At 73.2% G+C, this 17,722-nt stretch carries 17 protein-coding genes; 9 read left to right on the forward strand and 8 right to left on the reverse strand.

The features are described from left to right. Window positions 1–64 precede the first annotated feature (64 nt). Both ACE1OC_RS33500 and ACE1OC_RS33505 read left to right on the forward strand, forming a co-directional pair. On the forward strand, window positions 65–1,198 hold the full coding sequence (locus ACE1OC_RS33500) for a hypothetical protein (RefSeq protein ID WP_407840119.1): 1,134 nt from the start codon (window positions 65–67) through the stop codon (window positions 1,196–1,198). Window positions 1,199–1,279: 81 nt separating this feature from the next. Beyond that, the gene (locus ACE1OC_RS33505) at window positions 1,280–2,383 is read left to right on the forward strand and encodes a phosphotransferase family protein (protein WP_407840120.1); all 1,104 of its coding nucleotides are present in this window, start codon (window positions 1,280–1,282) and stop codon (window positions 2,381–2,383) included. A gap of 27 nt (window positions 2,384–2,410) precedes the next feature. Here the strand turns inward: ACE1OC_RS33505 and ACE1OC_RS33510 are convergent, their stop codons facing one another. Then, complete coding sequence (locus tag ACE1OC_RS33510; protein WP_382969730.1) at window positions 2,411–2,860, reverse strand: hypothetical protein; 450 nt, start codon at window positions 2,858–2,860, stop codon at window positions 2,411–2,413. A 218-nt stretch (window positions 2,861–3,078) separates the two neighbouring features. Between ACE1OC_RS33510 and ACE1OC_RS33515 the strand changes: the two genes are divergently transcribed. From ACE1OC_RS33515 to fxsA, 4 genes are all read left to right on the forward strand, one after another. Further along, the gene (locus tag ACE1OC_RS33515) at window positions 3,079–3,519 is read left to right on the forward strand and encodes an Lrp/AsnC family transcriptional regulator (protein WP_030240692.1); all 441 of its coding nucleotides are present in this window, start codon (window positions 3,079–3,081) and stop codon (window positions 3,517–3,519) included. Between the two features lie 153 nt (window positions 3,520–3,672). Continuing rightward, entirely contained in the window at window positions 3,673–5,340 is a 1,668-nt protein-coding gene (locus ACE1OC_RS33520) for an amidohydrolase (RefSeq protein ID WP_407840121.1), read from the forward strand. A gap of 336 nt (window positions 5,341–5,676) precedes the next feature. Next, the gene (locus ACE1OC_RS33525) at window positions 5,677–6,459 is read left to right on the forward strand and encodes a polyprenol monophosphomannose synthase (RefSeq protein WP_407840122.1); all 783 of its coding nucleotides are present in this window, start codon (window positions 5,677–5,679) and stop codon (window positions 6,457–6,459) included. Window positions 6,460–6,570: 111 nt separating this feature from the next. Continuing rightward, window positions 6,571–7,164 (forward strand): FxsA family membrane protein, encoded by a 594-nt coding sequence (gene fxsA / locus ACE1OC_RS33530; protein ID WP_407840123.1) that lies wholly within the window; start codon window positions 6,571–6,573, stop codon window positions 7,162–7,164. A gap of 147 nt (window positions 7,165–7,311) precedes the next feature. Here fxsA and ACE1OC_RS33535 read toward each other — a convergent pair whose 3' ends face one another. The 3 genes from ACE1OC_RS33535 to ACE1OC_RS33545 form a co-directional block, all read right to left on the reverse strand. Next, the gene (locus tag ACE1OC_RS33535) at window positions 7,312–7,686 is read right to left on the reverse strand and encodes an RNA polymerase-binding protein RbpA (RefSeq protein WP_007262928.1); all 375 of its coding nucleotides are present in this window, start codon (window positions 7,684–7,686) and stop codon (window positions 7,312–7,314) included. Window positions 7,687–8,006: 320 nt separating this feature from the next. Next, window positions 8,007–9,389: an MFS transporter gene (locus tag ACE1OC_RS33540; RefSeq protein WP_250751288.1), complete on the reverse strand. Its 1,383-nt coding sequence runs from the start codon at window positions 9,387–9,389 to the stop codon at window positions 8,007–8,009. A gap of 68 nt (window positions 9,390–9,457) precedes the next feature. Then, on the reverse strand, window positions 9,458–10,228 hold the full coding sequence (locus ACE1OC_RS33545; RefSeq protein WP_407840124.1) for a glycerophosphodiester phosphodiesterase: 771 nt from the start codon (window positions 10,226–10,228) through the stop codon (window positions 9,458–9,460). A gap of 221 nt (window positions 10,229–10,449) precedes the next feature. Here ACE1OC_RS33545 and ACE1OC_RS33550 point away from each other — a divergent pair, with 221 nt between their 5' ends. Further along, window positions 10,450–11,952, forward strand: coding sequence for a PLP-dependent aminotransferase family protein (locus tag ACE1OC_RS33550; protein WP_407840125.1), 1,503 nt, complete (start codon window positions 10,450–10,452; stop codon window positions 11,950–11,952). 23 nt (window positions 11,953–11,975) lie between these two features. On the opposite strand, the gene ACE1OC_RS33555 is transcribed toward ACE1OC_RS33550, so the two are convergent. After that, the gene (locus tag ACE1OC_RS33555; RefSeq protein ID WP_407840126.1) at window positions 11,976–13,613 is read right to left on the reverse strand and encodes a hypothetical protein; all 1,638 of its coding nucleotides are present in this window, start codon (window positions 13,611–13,613) and stop codon (window positions 11,976–11,978) included. Window positions 13,614–13,663: 50 nt separating this feature from the next. After that, window positions 13,664–13,858, reverse strand: coding sequence for a hypothetical protein (locus ACE1OC_RS33560; protein ID WP_007262923.1), 195 nt, complete (start codon window positions 13,856–13,858; stop codon window positions 13,664–13,666). Window positions 13,859–14,138: 280 nt separating this feature from the next. Here ACE1OC_RS33560 and ACE1OC_RS33565 point away from each other — a divergent pair, with 280 nt between their 5' ends. Next, on the forward strand, window positions 14,139–14,573 hold the full coding sequence (locus ACE1OC_RS33565; RefSeq protein WP_407840127.1) for an ankyrin repeat domain-containing protein: 435 nt from the start codon (window positions 14,139–14,141) through the stop codon (window positions 14,571–14,573). A gap of 344 nt (window positions 14,574–14,917) precedes the next feature. Continuing rightward, a complete protein-coding gene (locus tag ACE1OC_RS33570; RefSeq protein ID WP_407840128.1) occupies window positions 14,918–16,324 on the forward strand; it encodes a HEAT repeat domain-containing protein in 1,407 nt (468 codons plus the stop codon). A gap of 99 nt (window positions 16,325–16,423) precedes the next feature. On the opposite strand, the gene ACE1OC_RS33575 is transcribed toward ACE1OC_RS33570, so the two are convergent. Both ACE1OC_RS33575 and ACE1OC_RS33580 read right to left on the reverse strand, forming a co-directional pair. Beyond that, complete coding sequence (locus ACE1OC_RS33575) at window positions 16,424–17,116, reverse strand: hypothetical protein (protein WP_407840129.1); 693 nt, start codon at window positions 17,114–17,116, stop codon at window positions 16,424–16,426. After that, window positions 17,113–17,685: an RNA polymerase sigma factor gene (locus tag ACE1OC_RS33580; protein WP_407840130.1), complete on the reverse strand. Its 573-nt coding sequence runs from the start codon at window positions 17,683–17,685 to the stop codon at window positions 17,113–17,115. Before ACE1OC_RS33580 ends, ACE1OC_RS33575 begins: the two co-directional genes overlap by 4 nt. Between the last annotated feature and the right edge of the window lie 37 nt (window positions 17,686–17,722).

Here is a 17,722-nt window from a genome sequence, read left to right on the forward strand (position 1 = left end):
CAATCTGACGTACCGTCATCTCCGCCCAGGTGTCATCCCTCGCACCCGTCCCCGGAGGTTCGCCATGCCCGCCGACCGGCCCGTACCGCTCGACGAATACCCCATCCACCAGGCCCCGTTGTCGATGAAGCACCTCGTAACCGGTGACCGGAACGCCTACGACCGCTGCATCTTCCACGTCTTCGACCACGCGGGTCGCGCCGTCCTGATCCTCGGCCTCGGCGTCTACCCCAACGCCGGTGTCATCGACGCATACGCCACCCTCCGCGTCGGCGACGAACTGCTCGCGGTCCGCGCCTCCGACGCCCTCACCGACGACCGGATGAACCTCTCCGTCGGCCCCCTCCGCATCACCGTCGACGAACCCCTCCGGCGGATCACCCTCACCTGCGCCGCCGACCCCGAGGACCCCGACGGGCTCTCGTACGACATCACCTGGACCGCCGAGTTCCCCACCGTCTGGGAGCCGCACCACACCCAGCGCCGGGGCGACCGCCTCATCCTCGAAGGCCGCCGCTTCGTCCAGGCGGGCGGCGTCACCGGCACCATCCGCGCCAAGGGCGAGGAGTTCACCCTCGACGCCGACTGGACCGGCACCCGCGACCGGAGCTGGGGGGTGCGCCCGATCCCCGGCGAGGAGGGCGGCCGGGCGGCCGAGGAGCACCGGCCCGAGGGCTTCCACTGGCTCTGGATCCCCGTCCGGTTCGAGGACCGCTTCCTGATGGTCATCACCCAGGAGGACGCCGACGGCCACCGGGCCCTCAGTGAAGCCGTCCAGGTCTTCCCCGAGGGCAGCGGCCGCCACGACGTCCAGCTCGGCTGGCCGCACACCGACATCCGCTACCGCCCGGGAAGCCGCCACCCCGAGAGTGCCGTCGTCCACCTCACCGACCCGGCCGGCCGCAAGCCCCTGGAACTCGGCGTGGAGATCCTGAACTCCTCCCCGCTCGCCGTCGGAGCCGGCTACCCGCCCGCCTCCGACTGGCAGCACGGCACCTGGCAGGGCCGCGGCTGGACCGACCGCCGCACCTACGACCTCTCCGACCCCGCGGCCCACCCCATGGCCGCCTTCGGGGTCACCGACCACTCGGCCCGCTTCACCCTCGAAGGCCGCACCGGCTACGGCATCTTCGAGCACGGCAGTTTCGGACGCCACGACCCCAGCGGCTTCGCCGACTACAGCTCGGTGGCCCCGTAACCCGGCCCTCCCGGACGGGAGGGCCGGCACCACCACCGCCAACCTCAAGCCTCAACAGTCAAGCCAGAGAAGGGGTTTCCCATGGCAGGACCGGCACCGCGCCCCCGTACCTCCACCCGCGAACCCGAGGAGCTGGGCCGGCGCCTCGCCGCCTGGCTCGACACCGAGCTTCCCGGCGCGAAGGTCACCAACATCTCCGTCCCCGGGTCCAACGGCATGTCCAGCGAGACCCTGCTCTTCGACATAGAGCACCCCGACGCCCCGATCCACGCCTGCGCGCTGCGCCTCGCCGCCGACCCGGCCGCCTACACGGTCTTCCCCACCTACGACATGCCCCGCCAGCACCGGGTCATGAGCCTGGTCGCCGCCCACACCGACCTGCCGGTCCCGCGCGTGCAGTGGCTGGAAGAGGACCCCGGCCCGCTCGGGGCGCCGTTCTTCGTGATGGCCCGCGCCGAAGGGCGCGTACCGCCCGACGTGATGCCCTACACCTACGAGGGGAACTGGCTGCACGCGGCGACCGACGCGCAGCGCGCCGCGCTGCAGGAGGCGAGCATCGCGCTGCTCGCCCGGCTGCACGAACAGTTCCCGCCCGAGGAGGCGCGGTTCCTCCTCCCGGAGGGCGACGGGAGCCCGCTGCGCCGCCACGTGGAGGCCCAACGCGCCTACTACGACTGGGTGGTGGAGGGGAAGTCCCGGTCACCGCTGCTGGAGCGGGCGTTCGCCCGGCTCGAAGAGCTCTGGCCCGCGGACGAGGGTGGCCCGGCCGTCCTCAACTGGGGCGACGCGCGCATCGGCAACGTCATCTACGAGACGGACGGCTTCGAACCGGTGGCCGTCCTCGACTGGGAGATGGCGGCCTGCGCCCCGCGCGAGGTGGACCTGGGCTGGACCGTCTACCTGCACTGCTTCTTCCAGGATCTGACGGTCGGTTTCGGCCAGCCGGGCCTGCCGGACTTCCTGCGCCGCGAGGACATCGAACGCCGGTACGCCGAACTCACCGGGCACACGCCGCGGGACATGGAGTTCCACACGCTCTACGCCGCCCTGCGGCACGGGATCGTGATGCTGCGCATCGCCTACCGGCAGGCGCACTTCGGCGAGGTCGAGGTCCCGGCGGATCCCGACAGCCTGATCCTGCACCACGCCAGTCTCACCGCCATGGTGCAGGGAACGTACTGGTAGGCGACCAGGAGGCCGCTCGGCCCGGGCTCAGGCGGCCTGCGCGTGCTGGCGCATCTGCGGCATCACCGCGGGCGCCGGCATCCGCACGGGGCGCGAGCCGGGGCCGCCGACGTGCGAGAAGGGCTGCGTCCGCCAGTCCAGGCCCTGCGGAAGCGCCAGGTGGACGACGGGCTCCAGCTCCGGGGCCCCGTCGTCGCCGAAGCCGAGGGTGGGCAGCGCGTCGGAGGCGGGCCGCCCGGTGCCCGCGCACACCGTGAGCCCGAAGGGGTTCCACGGGGTCAGGCAGAGGGCGTGCTCCGGCAGGAACTCCTCGTCCGCGACGAGGGCGATCGACTGGCCGCAGTCGGGGCAGGTCGCGTGGTGGATCTCGAATCCCTCGGCGTCGTATTCGAGGTACTCGTCGTCGTCGGCGTAACCGCTCTCGACGATTTCCAGGGGCTCCGGTTCGATGCGACCGGCGCGCTTGGTGTTCAGCATGGATGTACTCCCCCTTGGGTGGGCCGGGCGGGCAGGTTCTTCGGCCACGGCCACCCCAAGCACTTCCCGTCGCGCGGCACGAGTAACCACATCCGGCCGCCGTACGCCCGCATACCCCTGTGGCCTTGGTCACATGCCTGCCGCAGGTGCCACCTCAATCCGTGGACACGGGTGGGCCTAAACGGTTCGGGGCCGTAAGTTGTGCGGCTATGAGCGCAATGGAGGAGCTGGACCGCCAGATCGTGGATCTGCTCGTGCGGGACGGGCGGATGAGCTACACGGACCTGGGCAAGGCCACCGGACTGTCCACGTCGGCGGTCCATCAGCGAGTACGCCGCCTGGAGCAGCGCGGGGTCATCCGCGGTTACGCGGCGGTCGTCGACCCCGAGGCCGTCGGCCTTCCCCTGACGGCCTTCATCTCGGTCAAGCCCTTCGATCCGAGCGCGCCCGACGACATCGCCGAGCGGCTGGCCGGGGTTCCCGAGATCGAGGCCTGCCACAGCGTCGCGGGCGACGAGAACTACATCCTCAAGGTCCGCGTGGCCACCCCGCTGGAGCTGGAAGACCTCCTGGGCCGCCTCCGCGCCCTGGCCCACGTCTCCACCCGCACCACGGTGGTCCTCTCCACCCCGTACGAGGCCCGCCCGCCCCGGGTGTGACCAATCCAGCCCCTCCGACGAAGCCCAGCCCCTCCGGCGTTTGAGGAGCGGGGTCCGGGGCGGAGCCCCGGGGAACGGGCGAAGGGCGGGTAGGGGACTCCCCCCGGAGGGGCCGTGGTCGGGACCGCGCACCGCACCCGCCAGACTGTCGGCATGACAGACCGCACCGCCGACTCCGCCAACGCCGCCGGAGGCCACCACACCACCGCCGGAGCCCCCGCCCCCACCGCCGGAGGCCCCCGTACGGTCCTCCTCCGCGGCGGAGAGGTCCACAGCCCCGCCGACCCCTTCGCCACCGCGATGGTCGTCGAGCGCGGCCACATCGCCTGGGTCGGCTCCGAGGGCGCCGCCGACGCCTTCGCGCAGGGCGTGGACGAGGTCGTCGACCTCGGAGGGGCGCTCGTCACCCCCGCCTTCACCGACGCCCACGTGCACACCACCTCCGCGGGCCTCGCCCTGACCGGCCTGGACCTGTCCACGGCCGCCTCCCTCGCCGAAGCCCTCCTGCGCGTGCGCGCGTACGCGGACGCGCGCCCCGCCGACCGGGTGCTGCTCGGCCACGGCTGGGACGCCGCCCGGTGGCCCGAACGCCGCGCCCCCCGCAGGCAGGAGCTCGACGAGGCCACCGGCGGCCGGCCGCTCTACCTCAGCCGCATCGACGCGCACTCCGCCGTGGTGACCACGGCCCTGCTCCGCCTCGTACCCGAGGTGCGCGCGGCCGCCGACGAGCCGCTGACCCGCGACGCCCACCACGCCGTACGCAGGGCCGCGCTCGGCGCCCTCACCCCGGCCCAGCGCGCCGAGGCACAGCGGGCCGCCCTCGACCGGGCCGCTTCCCTCGGGATCGGCTCCGTCCACGAGTGCGGCGGCCCGGAGATCTCCTCCCCGGAGGACTTCAGCGGCCTCCTGGAGCTGGCGCGGACCCACCCCGGCCCGCGGGTCTTCGGCTACTGGGCCGACCGGGACCTCGCCCGGGTCAAGGAACTCGGCGCCGTCGGGGCGGCCGGCGACCTCTTCGTCGACGGAGCCCTCGGCTCGCACACCGCCTGCCTGCACGCCCCGTACGCCGACGCGGACCACACCGGCACCGACTACCTCGACGCGCGGGCCGTCGCCGACCACGTGGCCGCCTGCACCGAGGCGGGCCTCCAGGCGGGCTTCCACGCCATCGGAGACGCCGCGATCACCGCCGTGGTCACCGGGGTCCGGGCCGCCGCCGACAAGGTCGGCCTGGACCGGGTCCGCGCGGCCCGGCACCGCGTCGAGCACGCCGAGATGATGACCCCGGCCACCATCGCCGCCTTCGCGGAACTCGGCCTCACGGCCTCCGTGCAGCCCGCCTTCGACGCGCTGTGGGGCGGCGAGGAGGGCATGTACGCCGACCGGCTCGGCGCCGAGCGCGCCCGCACCCTCAACCCCTACGCGGCCATGCTCAAGGCCGGCGTCCCCCTGGCCTTCGGCTCCGACGCCCCGGTCACCCCCCTCGACCCCTGGGGCACCGTCCGCGCGGCCGCCTTCCACCACACCCCCGCCCACCGCATCTCCGCACGGGCGGCCTTCGCCGCCCACACCCGCGGCGGCTGGCGGGCCCTGGGCCGCGACGACGCGGGCATCCTCGTCCCCGGCGCCCCGGCCGACTACGCGGTCTGGGACACCGCCGAACTGGTGGTCCAGGCCCCCGACGACCGGGTGGCCCGCTGGTCCACGGATCCCCGTTCCGGCACCCCCGGACTGCCGGACCTGACCCCCGGCGGCGAGCTGCCGGTCTGCCTCGCCACTGTGGTCGGCGGCCGGGAGGTATTCGTACGGCCACAGGGGTGATCCGGGTGGCCGTGGTTCGGTGAGGGCGGTCGGACCCGGATAGGTTCGGCCGGGTCCACCACCGGACGTCCGAACCGGACGGAGCCGATCGCTCAGCCGCGCCCGCGCCTCGGGGGCGAGGGAAGGTTTCGCCGCAAGGGTGTCCCCCCTGCTCCGCAAGAGACTTGGGGGCGGTGGCCTCAGATCGGGGCCCTGCGGTCCAGTAGACAACGGTCAGGCGGCCCGCAGCCAGCGGGAGCCGGTCCGGCCCGAAGGACCGCGGGCCCCGATCGCTGTTCTAAAATCATCCTCTGCGACACGACGTACAGGATGTACGAGAACGCAAAAGGGGAATCAGTGAGCGACGGCGGACAGCGAAGCTACGGACCGCTCGGCACGGCCTTGGTGATCATTCCGACCTACAACGAGGCGGAGAACATCGGGCTGATCGTCGGCCGCGTCCGCGCGGCTGTACCCGGGGCCCACGTCCTGGTCGCCGACGACAACAGCCCGGACGGCACCGGAAAGCTCGCCGACGAGCTGGCGGCCGCGGACGACCAGGTCCACGTGCTGCACCGCAAGGGCAAGGAAGGCCTCGGGGCCGCCTACCTGGCCGGCTTCGGGTGGGGCCTGGAGAACGGCTACGGCGTCATCATCGAGATGGACGCGGACGGCTCCCACCAGCCCGAGGAGCTGCCCAGGCTGCTCACCGCCCTGGAGGGCGCCGACCTGGTGCTGGGTTCCCGCTGGGTGCCGGGCGGCCGGGTCGTCAACTGGCCCAAGAGCCGGGAGTTCCTCTCCCGGGGCGGGTCCACCTACTCCCGGCTGATGCTGGGCGTCCCGATCCGCGACGTCACCGGCGGCTACCGCGCCTTCCGCCGCGAGACCCTCGAAGGGCTGGGCCTGGCCGACGTGGCCTCGGCCGGCTACTGCTTCCAGGTCGACCTGGCCCGCCGCGCGGTGCAGAAGGGCTTCCGCGTGGTCGAGGTGCCCATCACCTTCGTCGAGCGCGAGTTCGGCGACAGCAAGATGAGCAAGGACATCGTGGTGGAGGCCCTCTGGAGGGTCACCCAGTGGGGCCTCAAGGAGCACGCCGGCAAGCTCTCGGACAAGCTGGCGGGCAAGCCCCGGAACAAGTAGCCCGCGCCGGGGCCGGGACCAGAGCCCCCGCCGGGCGGTCCGGCACCCCTAGGGGATGTCCGGTACCTCCGGCTGAGGACGTCTTTACCCCGGCCCAGGCACACTGGGGGTATGACGACCGGAGTTCCGACCTCTACGGCCCCCCGGCGGCGTTCGCCCGCCCGTACGTACCTTCCCCTGGCCATCGCGGCTTGGCTGATCCTGGAGATCTGGCTGCTCGGCCAGGTCGCCGGACTGATCGGCGGCGGTGGTGTCGCCCTGCTGCTCGCGGGCGGCCTGGTGCTGGGTGCGGTGGTCATCAAGCGGGCCGGACGACGTGCCTTCAAGAACCTGACGGACACCTTCCAGCAGGCCCAGGAGGGCCGTCAGCCGACCCCGCCGCAGCCCGGCAAGCCCGGCACGGGCAACGGTCTGACCATGCTGGCCGGCCTGCTCCTGATGATGCCCGGCCTGATCTCGGACGCGGCCGGCCTGCTCCTCCTGCTCCCGCCCGTCCGCGCCCTGATCGGACGGGCGGCCGCCCGCTCCCTGGAGCGGAAGATGGCCTCCGCGCCGGCCGGCTCGTTCGGCGACGCCTTCCAGCAGGCCCGGATCCACTACCCGGACGGCAAGGTCGTCCCGGGCGAGGTCATCCACGGCGAGGTCATCCGCGAGGACGGCCCGCAGCGGCCCGACAACGGCCACCGGCCGCCGCTGACCCCCTGAGGGATCGGCGCCAGGGATCGGCGCGGAGCAACGGCGCACACGACCAAAGCCGAGGGGCCCCACCGCACACTGTGCGGTGGGGCCCCTCGGCTTCGTGCTGTCTTACGGTGCTGCGGGTACTGCTTGCCGCTGTGTGGCGTCCGGCTGTCAGGCGGACTTGCGGCTGTCGCGCGGATGCACGGCAATGTTCATGGCGCCGGAACGAAGGACCGCGAGCCTCTCGGCCAGCACTTCCTCCAGCTCCTCGCGGGTGCGCCGCTCCATGAGCATGTCCCAGTGCGTTCGCGCAGGCTTGCCCTTCTTCTCTTCGGGCCCATCCCCGTCAACCAGGAGTGCCATGGCGCCACACGCCTTGCACTCCCACTCCGGCGGAATTTCTGCCTCAACCGAGAACGGCATCTCAAATCGATGTCCGTTCTGGCATGCGTACTCCACCGCCTGGCGCGGGGCCAGATCGATGCCGCGGTCCGTCTCGTAGCTGGTAACCACGAGCCGCGTACCGCGGAGAGCTCGCTCACTCATGAATCGTGCCTCCCGGGCTTGTCGCCCACAGGACAGGTGTCGCTGTCGTCGTCATCCGGTCAACGTCCGGTCGGCGGTATAGATTCCCGCTCCGGGTCATGCGTCGCCCGTCGTACCGCCCCTTGTTGTACCCACCAGTGCCCGTTTTGTCACATCTGGCAGCAGATGTCACCCAACGTCTTCACTTCATAAGCACGCAGTAACGGTCCGCCTGGCAGGCCAAAGGCGTACACTACCGGCCCTTAGCTTGAACGTCGAAATTCGTTCCGAATTCGCGCGGCTGCGACCCCTCGGATCCGTCGGATGCGTCGGATCCCCGGTCAGATCCGCTCGGGTACAGGATTCCCCGCCGCCTCCACCGCGCGCCGCACCGGCACTCGGGCGAGCAGCACGAAACCCAGTGCGAAGAAGACCACCAACGAGATGATCGCGTCCCGGTAGCTGCCCGTGACCTGGTACGTGAGCCCGAAAACCAGCGGGCCCACCCAGCTCAGCCCCCGGTCGCTCATCTCGTACGCCGAGAAGTACTCGGCCTCCTTGCCCGCCGGAACCAGGTGCGAGAACAGCGAGCGCGAGAGCGCCTGGCTGCCGCCGAGGACCAGTCCGATCATCGCGGCGAGTGCGAAGAACCACACCGGGGTCCGGGCCGGCAGGAAGTATCCGGCGGCCAGCGTCAGGCCCCAGGCCGCCAGCGAGCCGAGAATCGTCCGCTTGGCGCCGTACCGGAGGGCCAGCCGGCCCATCCCCAGCGCACCGGCCACCGCCAGGACCTGGACGAGCAGGATCGCCCCGATGAGGGTGGACTGCTCCAGCTTCAGCTCCTCCGACCCGTAGATCGAGGCCTGGGAGATCACCGTCTGCACGCCGTCGTTGTAGATCAGGTACGCCAGCAGGAACGACAGGGTCAGCGGGTAGCGCCGCATGTCCTTCAGGGTGGCGACGAGCTGCTTCCAGCCGCTGACGGCCGGGGCCGCGCCCGGCTCCCGGACCACGGCGCGGTCCCGCAGCCGGCGCAGCGGGATCAGCGCGAAGGCTCCCCACCACAGGCCCGCGGAGGCCAGGCAGATGCGGATCGCCATGCCTTCGGTGAGACCGAAGGAGTCGTGGCCCATGTAGAGCGCCAGGTTCATCACGAGCATCAGCGAGCCCGAGGTGTATCCGAAGGCCCAGCCGCGCGAGGAGACCGTGTCCCGCTCGTCCGGCGTGGAGATCTGCGGCAGATAGGCGTTGTACAGCACCATCGAGACCGACAGCGAGGCGTTCGCGACGATCAGGAGCAGCCCGCCCAGCAGGTAGCGCTCGCCGGCCAGGAAGAACATGCCGGCCGTCGCCGCGGCCCCGGTGTACGCGGCCACGGCCAGCAGCGGCTTCTTGCGGCCGGTCCGGTCGGCGACCGCCCCCGCCAGCGGCATGAGCAGCACGGCCAGGATCACCGAGGCGGACACCGTGTAGGCGAAGAAGGAACCGGCCCGCACCGGGATCCCCAGCGGATGCACGAAGCCCTCGGCGTCCGCCGCGGCCTTGGCGATCGAGGTGAGGTACGGCCCGAGGAACACGGTGAGCACGCTCGCCGAGTACACGGACACCGCGAAGTCGTAGAAGTACCAGCCGCGCTGCTCGCGCTTGCGCGCGGCCGTTGCCGCGGCGGCGGCTCTGCCGTCCTCGGCCCCCGGTTCTGCGTCTTCCGTCGTCTGCGCACTCATTGGTGCCCCCTCGCTGGTCCCCGTACCGCTGCGGCCGCCGCCACCGGGCGCGCAGCCGAACGGGCCGGTCAGGCCCAGGCTCCGCGCCGGTCCAGCACCGTGCGCAAGATGTCGATCCGGTCGGTCATGATGCCATCGACTCCCAGGTCGAGGAGAGCCTCCATGCGTTCCGGTTCGTTCACGGTCCACACGTGCACCTGGAGCCCCCGCTCGTGGGCCGTCCGCACGAACCTGCGGTCCACCACGCGGATGCCCGCCTGGGTCTCCGGCACCTGCGCCGCCACCGCGCCCGCGCGCAGCGCGGCCGGGATCGCGTACGACCGCAGCCGCAGCCCGAGCACCCCCGCCACCCCGTACGAGGTCGCCAGCCGCGGGCCGGCGATCTTCTGGGCCCGGGCGACCCGGCGCTCGGAGAAGGAGCCCACGCACACCCGGTCCCAGACCCCGGCCCGCGCGATCAGGCCGACCAGCGGGTGCACGGCGGACTCGTCCTTGATGTCCACGTTCCACCGGGCGTCGGGGAACTCCTCCAGCAGGTCCTCGAAGAGCGCGAGGGGCTCGCTGCCGCCGGCCCGGACCTCGCGGAGCCGGCTCCACGGCAGCTCGCGGATGCGGCCCTGCCCGTCGGTCACCCGGTCCAGGGTGGCGTCGTGGAAGGCGACCAGTTTCCCGTCGGCGCTGGCGTGCACATCGGTCTCGAAGTACCGGTAGCCCGCGGCGGCCGCCGCCCGGAAGGCGGCGGCGGTGTTCTCCAGACCGTCCGCGGCCCCGCCGCGATGCGCGAAGGGGATCGGACCCGGGTGGTCGAGATAAGGGTGGGGTAGGCGTACGTGCGTCACCGCGGCAGTATGCCCCCTGCCCGCGCCGGGCCGGGAGCGCCCCCGTGTCCGGCCGGTGAACGCCCGCCCGCCCGGGCCCCTGTGGCCCTCCCCGCTCCCTCGGTGGCCCCCTGGGCCCCGGCCTCCGGCCACCCCGTGGCACTCTGGACCCCCAAGGATCGATCCAATGCCGCCCTCAAGGGGCCGGCAGGGGCCAATTTCGCGAAGGTGGACCCGAACGCATGGCGCAGTGGACCTCGGCCGTCGGTGCCGCACAGCTCGGCCGGCTCATCACCTCCCAGCAGGGCCGGGCCGCCGCGCCCGGCGGGCGCAAGCTGCCCGCGTACCGCACGCTCGCCGACGGCATCCGCCTGCTCGTCCTCGAGGGCCGCATCCCCGTCGCCGCCCGGCTCCCCGCCGAGCGGGAGCTCGCCGTGGCCCTCTCCGTCAGCCGCACCACCGTCGCCGCCGCCTACGAGGCCCTGCGCGGCGAGGGGTTCCTCGAATCCCGGCGGGGCGCGGGCAGCTGGACCTCGGTGCCCGCCGGCAACCCCATGCCGGCCCGCGGCCTGGAGCCCCTGCCCCCCGAGGCCCTCGGCTCGATGATCGACCTCGGCTGCGCCGCACTCCCGGCCCCCGAGCCCTGGCTCACCAAGGCCGTCCAGGGCGCCCTGGAGGAACTCCCCCCGTACGCCCACACCCACGGGGACTACCCGGCCGGGCTGCCCGCGCTGCGCCGCATGCTCGCCGACCGCTACACCGAGCGCGGCATTCCGACCATGCCCGAGCAGATCATGGTCACCACGGGCGCGATGGGCGCCATCGACGCCATCTGCAGCCTCTTCGCGGGGCGCGGAGAACGCATCGCCGTCGAATCCCCGTCCTACGCCAACATCCTCCAGCTCATGCGCGCCGCCGGAGTCCGCCTCGTGCCCGTCGCCATGGGGGAGGGGCTGACCGGCTGGGACATGGACGTCTGGCGCCAGGTGCTCCGCGACTCTGCCCCGCGCCTCGCCTACGTGGTCGCCGACTTCCACAATCCGACCGGGGCCCTGGCCTCCGACGAACAGCGCCGCGCGATGGTGGACGCGGCCCGCTCGGCCGGCACCGTCCTCGTCGCCGACGAGACCATGGTCGAGCTCCAGCTCGACCCGGCGCTGGAGATGCCCCGCCCCGTCTGTTCCTTCGACCCGGCCGGCTCCACCGTCATCACCGTCGGCTCCGCCAGCAAGGCCTTCTGGGCCGGCATGCGCATCGGGTGGGTCCGCGCGGCCCCCGACGTCATCCGCAGCCTCGTGGCCGCCCGCGCCTACGCCGACCTGGGCACGCCCGTGCTGGAACAGCTCGCGGTGGACTGGCTGATGCGCACCGGAGGCTGGGAGCAGGCCGTGGAGATCCGCCGCGACCAGGCCCGGGAGAACCGGGACGCGCTGGTGGCGGCGGTCCGCCGGGAGCTGCCCGACTGGGAGTTCCGGGTCCCGCTCGGCGGCCTGACCTTGTGGGCCCGCGCGGGCGGGCTCTCCGGCTCCCGGCTGGCCGAGGTGGGGGAGCGGGTGGGCGTACGGGTGCCCTCGGGGCCCCGGTTCGGTGTCGACGGGGCCTTCGAGGGCTACGTCAGGCTCCCGTTCACCGTCGGCGGCCCCGTGGCCGAGGAGGCGGCCGCCCGGCTGGCCGCCGCGGCCCGGCTGGTCGCCACCGGAGCGGGCGGCGGCGGGGCGGAGCCGCCGCGCACCTTCGTCGCGTAGGGCCGGACGGGCCCCCGCGCGTTCTACGGGGCGTCCGCCGGGACCTCGGGGATGTCCGAGGCGTCGATCGCCGGGCCCTGGGCCTGGGCGGGCGCCTGGACGATGTGCAGCGGCTTGCCCAGGGTGACGTGGTCCGGGACGGGCTTGGGCGGCGCCTGCCGCTCGGGCAGCAGGTCCAGTACCGCCTGGCGGTGTCCCGGGTGGGTGGCCTCGTCGTACGGGTCCGGGGTGGCCGGCACCTGGAGCCGGTGCACGGGACCGGCGCCGAGCCGGGCGTACCCGCGCCCGGGCGGCAGTACGGCCGTCGGCGTGGTGTGCGGGGGCAGCCCCAGCACGTCGGCGATCTGCTGGATCGTGGCGGCTCCGAGCACCGCCCGGGCCCTCGTGTGCTGCCAGACGGAGTCGTTCAGCAGCTCCAGGTGGTCGAACTGCTCGGCCACCACCACGGTGACGTGGGCGGCGCGCCCGTGCCGCAGCGGCACCTGGAGCTGCGCGATCGGGTCGGGGGCGCCCTCGGCGGTGGCCAGGTGGGCCAGCACGCTGGGCCGGTCGAGCAGGATCCACAGCGGGCGCCGGGTGTCCTCGGGGGCGGGCCGGCCGGCTTCGCGGGCCCGGTGGGTGGCGATCAGGCGCCGCTCGGTCTCGCGGGCGGCCCATTCCAGGGTGGCCAGCGCCCCGCTCGGCCCGCATTCCACGGCGAGGACTCCGGCGCGGCCGGAGAGGCAGGAGTACTCGCCGGTGCCGCCGCCCTCCACGATCAGCACCTCGCCCCCGTGCCGCAGGGCCTGCAGGGCGATGGAGCGCAGCAGCGTGGACGTGCCGCTGCCGGGCTGGCCCACGGCCAGCAGATGGGGTTCGGCGGAACGGGAGCCGGTGCGCCAGATGACCGGCGGCATGTCCCGGGGCTCGTCGCCGTCCAGGACGGGCAGGGTGCGCTGCACGCTGCCGGGGTCGGTGAAGCCGAGCACGGTCTCACCGGGAGAGGTGACGAAAGGCTGGGCGGCGATGCCTGTGGGCAGCGCCGCCAGCACGCTCAGGTCGAGCTGGTTGCCCTCCTCGTCCCAGTCGAAGAGATACTCCCGTCCGCGCCCGGACTTGGCGTGCAGCAGTGCCTCGATCCGGGCCCGTGAAGCGGCCTCGCCGTCGGTGAAGTAAGCCGGGTAGCGGATGTGGAGCCGGGTGACGCGGCCCGCCTCGTCGAACTCGTAGCCGCTGAAGGCCTTGTCCCACTCCCCGCCGTGGGCGAAGAGGGGGCTCGGGTCCTCCGGGATGGAGAAGTACGGCACGAGGGCTTCGTAGAGGGAGCCGAGCCGTTCGGTCTCGGCATCGCTGGGCCCGGTCTTCACCGGGGTGCGGTCGCGTCCCTGCCAGGCCGCCGCCGCCATGAGGGTGATCAGGGCGGTGAGCGGACCGTAGGGGACGAGCGCGACCACGAGGACGCAGGCGGCACCCAGGAACAGCGCGGGACCACGCTTGTCCTTGGGGGTGTCGCACCATTTGCGGCGTCCGGCCGAGGCCAGGACGCGCAGGCCGCGTCCGATGGTGAGGAGCGGATGGAGGACGTCCGTGGCGCTGTCGGCGGCCGTGCGAGCGAAGTCGCGGCCCCGGGCCAGCGACACGCTGCCGCTGCTGAGGATGCGGGGAAGTGGGCGCCGGGCCACGGGCGTCTCCTGGAGTTGTGGAAGCTTCGGGTGGGTGCCGGGGCCGGCCGCTAGAGCTTGATCCCGCCGAGAAGGCTCGCGAGGCTCGCCGTGCTCGCCGTGATGCTGGGGGCGATGGCGGAGCCGGCGAGGAAGAAGCCGAAGAGCGCGCACACGAACGCGTGCGTGAGCTTCATGCCGTCCTTCTTGAAGAACAGGAAGCAGATGATGCCGAGCAGGACGACACCTGAGATGGACAGGACCATGAGTCAGTTCTCCTGGTGGGTGGGGACAGTCACCATCAGTTCTTCCAGGCTCACAGGAAGTATCAATGCGATAAAAGGTGCATACGGGTGAATGCGGCAATTTTTCACTTGACCGGCCCATCCCGGCTGGCGCGCCTGGCGGGATGGGGGCACGCGGGCCGCAAGGTGATCATTGCCTCGGCCCGCGCCTCTCATGTGCAGGTCCGGGCGCTACTCTGACGCTTCACCCGTACGGACGCAGTGCCGTGCGCAGCCCTGCCCGTGAAAGGCGGTACGACCGATGAGTGAGCACGTCGAGAACGGCTCCCAGGACTCCCAGGACTCTCCGGGCGTTCCCGACGAGGACGTCGTCGAGCTGGCCACCAAGATCTTCGACCTCGCCCGCCGGGGCGAGACCGAGACCCTGGCCGCGTACGTCGACGCGGGCGTCCCGGCGAACCTCACCAACGACCGAGGCGACACCCTCGTCATGCTCGCCGCCTACCACGGCCACGCCGAAGCCGTCACGGCCCTGCTGGCCCGCGGAGCCGAGGCCGACCGCGCGAACGACCGCGGCCAGACCCCGCTCGCCGGAGCGGTCTTCAAGGGCGAGGAGGCCGTCATCCGCGCGCTGCTCGCCGGCGGCGCCGACCCGAACGCCGGAACGCCCTCCGCCGTGGACACGGCCCGCATGTTCGCCAAGGCCGACCTGCTGGAGCTTTTCGGAGCCAAGTAGTCCGGTTTTGGCCACTCCCTGGCCGGTTCTGGGCTGGTCCAGACCTCACGGGTTGGTCACGGCGGCCTTAAATGTGGTCGCGGCGCACAAACCGCCTGGGTCATCATGGCGTCGGATTCGATTCGCGGACAGGACGGACGGGCAGGAGCGGGCAGGACACAACGGGTGTCCGACCCCCACTCCTGCCGGGGGACCGCCGCCCTGGCCGCGAAGCACCGACGAGAGTGAGAAGGCAATGGTCTACATCGAGCGGAACCTGACGGCGGACGTCCTCGCATGCTGTTACGCGGCCCTGTGAATTCCGATTCCCGGTTGCGTCCCCAGCTTGATTTGAGGCCATTCCCATGTTCGAACCAGTCATAGCGCCGAGCGGCACCCTGCTCGGTCTCCTCCAGCGCGGCCGCGGCGACGGCACGCTGCACGCACTCGCGGCGCCCAGGGCAGAGGCCCTCGCGGCGCTCAACCTCTGCGTGGCCGGCGATCCGCGCCAGGACTGGCAGGTCGAGAACCGCTCCCTGTACTACGCACGCCTGTACCTGGATCTCGACGGCCCCCTGGGCGAGATCGAGGCCCACCTCTTCAGCGTCGACGACCTCGTCGACGAGGACGACCACCGCACGGGCCTCGCCCTGTCCGTCCTGGGCCACCTGGCCTCGTACGGCCGCGACGACGCGCTCATGCTGCTGCGCCGCTACGCCGCCACGGGCGCCAACTGGGCCTGGGCCCTCGACGAGCTCGCCCTGCGCGACGACGACGAGGGGCTGCGCTCACTGGCCGCCCCCGTCCTCGCCCGCTTCCCCGCCACCGCCGAGGGCGAGGCGTTGCTCGCCGCCGCCGTCCGCGACGCCTACGAGCCCAGGCCCTGGCGCCTGTGGGAAGAGGCGGCGGAACCCAACGCGTACGCCGAGCGGTTGCGCGCAGCCCGCCAACAGGGCTCCTTCGACCGCTGGCAGCGCCAGCTCACCCCGCGCGGCCCCCAGCCCGGCTGGGGCGTCCAGGCCGTCTTCGACTGGGCCGCCGACGGACTGCGCCGGGGCACCCCCCTGCACGTCCCGGCCGCCCGCTGCCTCGCCGCCGTCGCCACCCCCGAGGACCGCTCCGCGATCCTGGCGGCCGCCGCCGGGGCATCCGGAGAGGCCGCCCGCGCCACCGCGCTGCACCACCTGGTCCTCGCCGAGCCGGAGAACCCGGCCGTACTGGACCTCATCGAAGCCGCCGGCGACGAGCCGGCCGTGGCCGCCTACGAGCGCATGTGCGGCCCCGCCGCCGTCGAGCGGGCCCGGCGCTGGGTCCAGCGCCCCGACGCCCTCGGCACGGCCGCAGCGACCCTCCTGGCCGCCCGCGGCGGAATCGAGGACGCCCCCCTCGTCCTCGGCGCCCTGCGCTCCACCGTCCGCGGCTCCGGCCCGGACTCGACGCCGCTGTTCACCCTGGTCGACGGAGCCGGCCGGCTCCGCATCGCCTGCGCGGCCCCCGTCCTGCGCCACATCTACCGGGAGACGGCCTCCTCCGGTCTCCGCGGCCGCGCCGCGCGGGCCCTGGCGGCGACGGACCCCTCCTTCGCGGCGGGCTTCGCCGTCGAGTGCCTCTGGGACTGCGAGGAGACCACCCGCGAGGTGGCCGCCCGCCACGCGGAAACGGCCGACGCCCGAGTCGCCCCCCGCCTGCGCCGCCTGGCGGCCGACCCGGCCGAGGAAGAGGACGTCCAGTCGGCGGTCCGCAGCCGCATCACCCCGGAGTCGGCGGTGTAGCCCCGCCGGCCCCTCCAGCGACACGCACGCGGCCCGGCCCCCCGATGCGAGGGGGCCGGGCCGAGCGCTGTGCGGGCGCGCCCCTCGGCGCGGGGGTGGTCAGGGGCCCGGGGGCGGGGTGGTCAGTGGGCCGGGGCGCGCGGTGGTGCCCGGGGTCCCCGCCGTCGGCGGCGGGAATTGATCCATGCCATCGGAGTGGTCGATCACGCAGGACGGGAGCCTGGAGGTCTCGACCACGCCGAAGGAGATCCCCGGTGCACCCGGCGGGTAGTGGTCCGCCCACGGAAGCATGAGCGTGTGACCTGGGGGGACCGTCTTCGCGTTGACCTTGAGGACGAAGCCGTCACCGCCGTTCTGCAATATCTCGGCCTCGGGGTCGGCCTGCGGGCCGCGGCCCCCGCCCCCGAGCTCGGAGCACTGGGACCGCGGCCGCTTCGGGACCACGACGGCCTGAACCCCCAGTGCCTTCAGCTGTCGCACCAGAGCCGGGACCTGGTCGTGCGTGGGCAGCTTGAACACGAGCGATCCGTCCGGATCCTTCCTGATCTCGGGTGCGTCCGTGGCCGAGGGACTCGGCATGCCCGCCGGGCCGCCGCCCGGCGGTGAGGCGTTGAGGGCGTTGCCCGGGAGGGCCATGACGGCGACCACGGAGGCCGTGGCGGCGCCTATCGCGAGCGGGACGCCGTACCGCCGGGCGAAGGACCGGGCGGGCGTCGCGGGCGCGGGCTCCGGGAGACGGGCGAGGAGGGCGGACTTCAGGCGGTCCTCGAAGCCGCTGGGCCGGGTGTTCATCGGACTGCCTCCAACTGGCTTTCGGTGACGGGGGCCGGGCCGCGCAGGGCGCGCCGGGCCCGGTACAGGCGGACGCGGACCGTCGCCCGGGTGACGCCGAGTGCCCGGGCCGCCTCGGCGGGGGTGAGCTGGTCGAGGACGACCAGGTCGAGGGCGGCCCGGAGCGGTTCGGAGAGCGCGGCGTGCCGCTCGGCCAGGTCGCGGAAGGCCCGCTCGGCGTCTATGCGCTCCTCCAGCGCGGCGACGTCCTCGGCATCGAGCAGCCGGCGCCCGCTCAGCCGGGCCGGCGCTCCGCTCTCGCGGGCCAGCCCCCGGGCGTGGCCCGACAGGACGGTGCGGGCTATGCCGAACAGCCATGCGACCGGAGCTCCCCTGTGGCTCCGGTAGGCGTCGGCCGATCCCATCGCCGCGAGGAAGACGTCCGCCGTCAGATCAGCCGCCAGGTGCGGGTCGGCGACCCGGCGGGTGACGAAGCCGAGCACGGCGTCGATGTGGTCCTCGTAGAACGCCCCGAACCCCTCGGGCGTGGTCAGATCCGGTGGCCCGGTCTCGTGTCGTGGGATGTGCACCCGGTTCCTCCCCTGCGCAGGGGCCCGGTCGGCCCCC

Source organism: Streptomyces stoeckheimensis (assembly GCF_045822005.1).
Lineage (GTDB): Bacteria > Actinomycetota > Actinomycetes > Streptomycetales > Streptomycetaceae > Streptomyces > Streptomyces stoeckheimensis.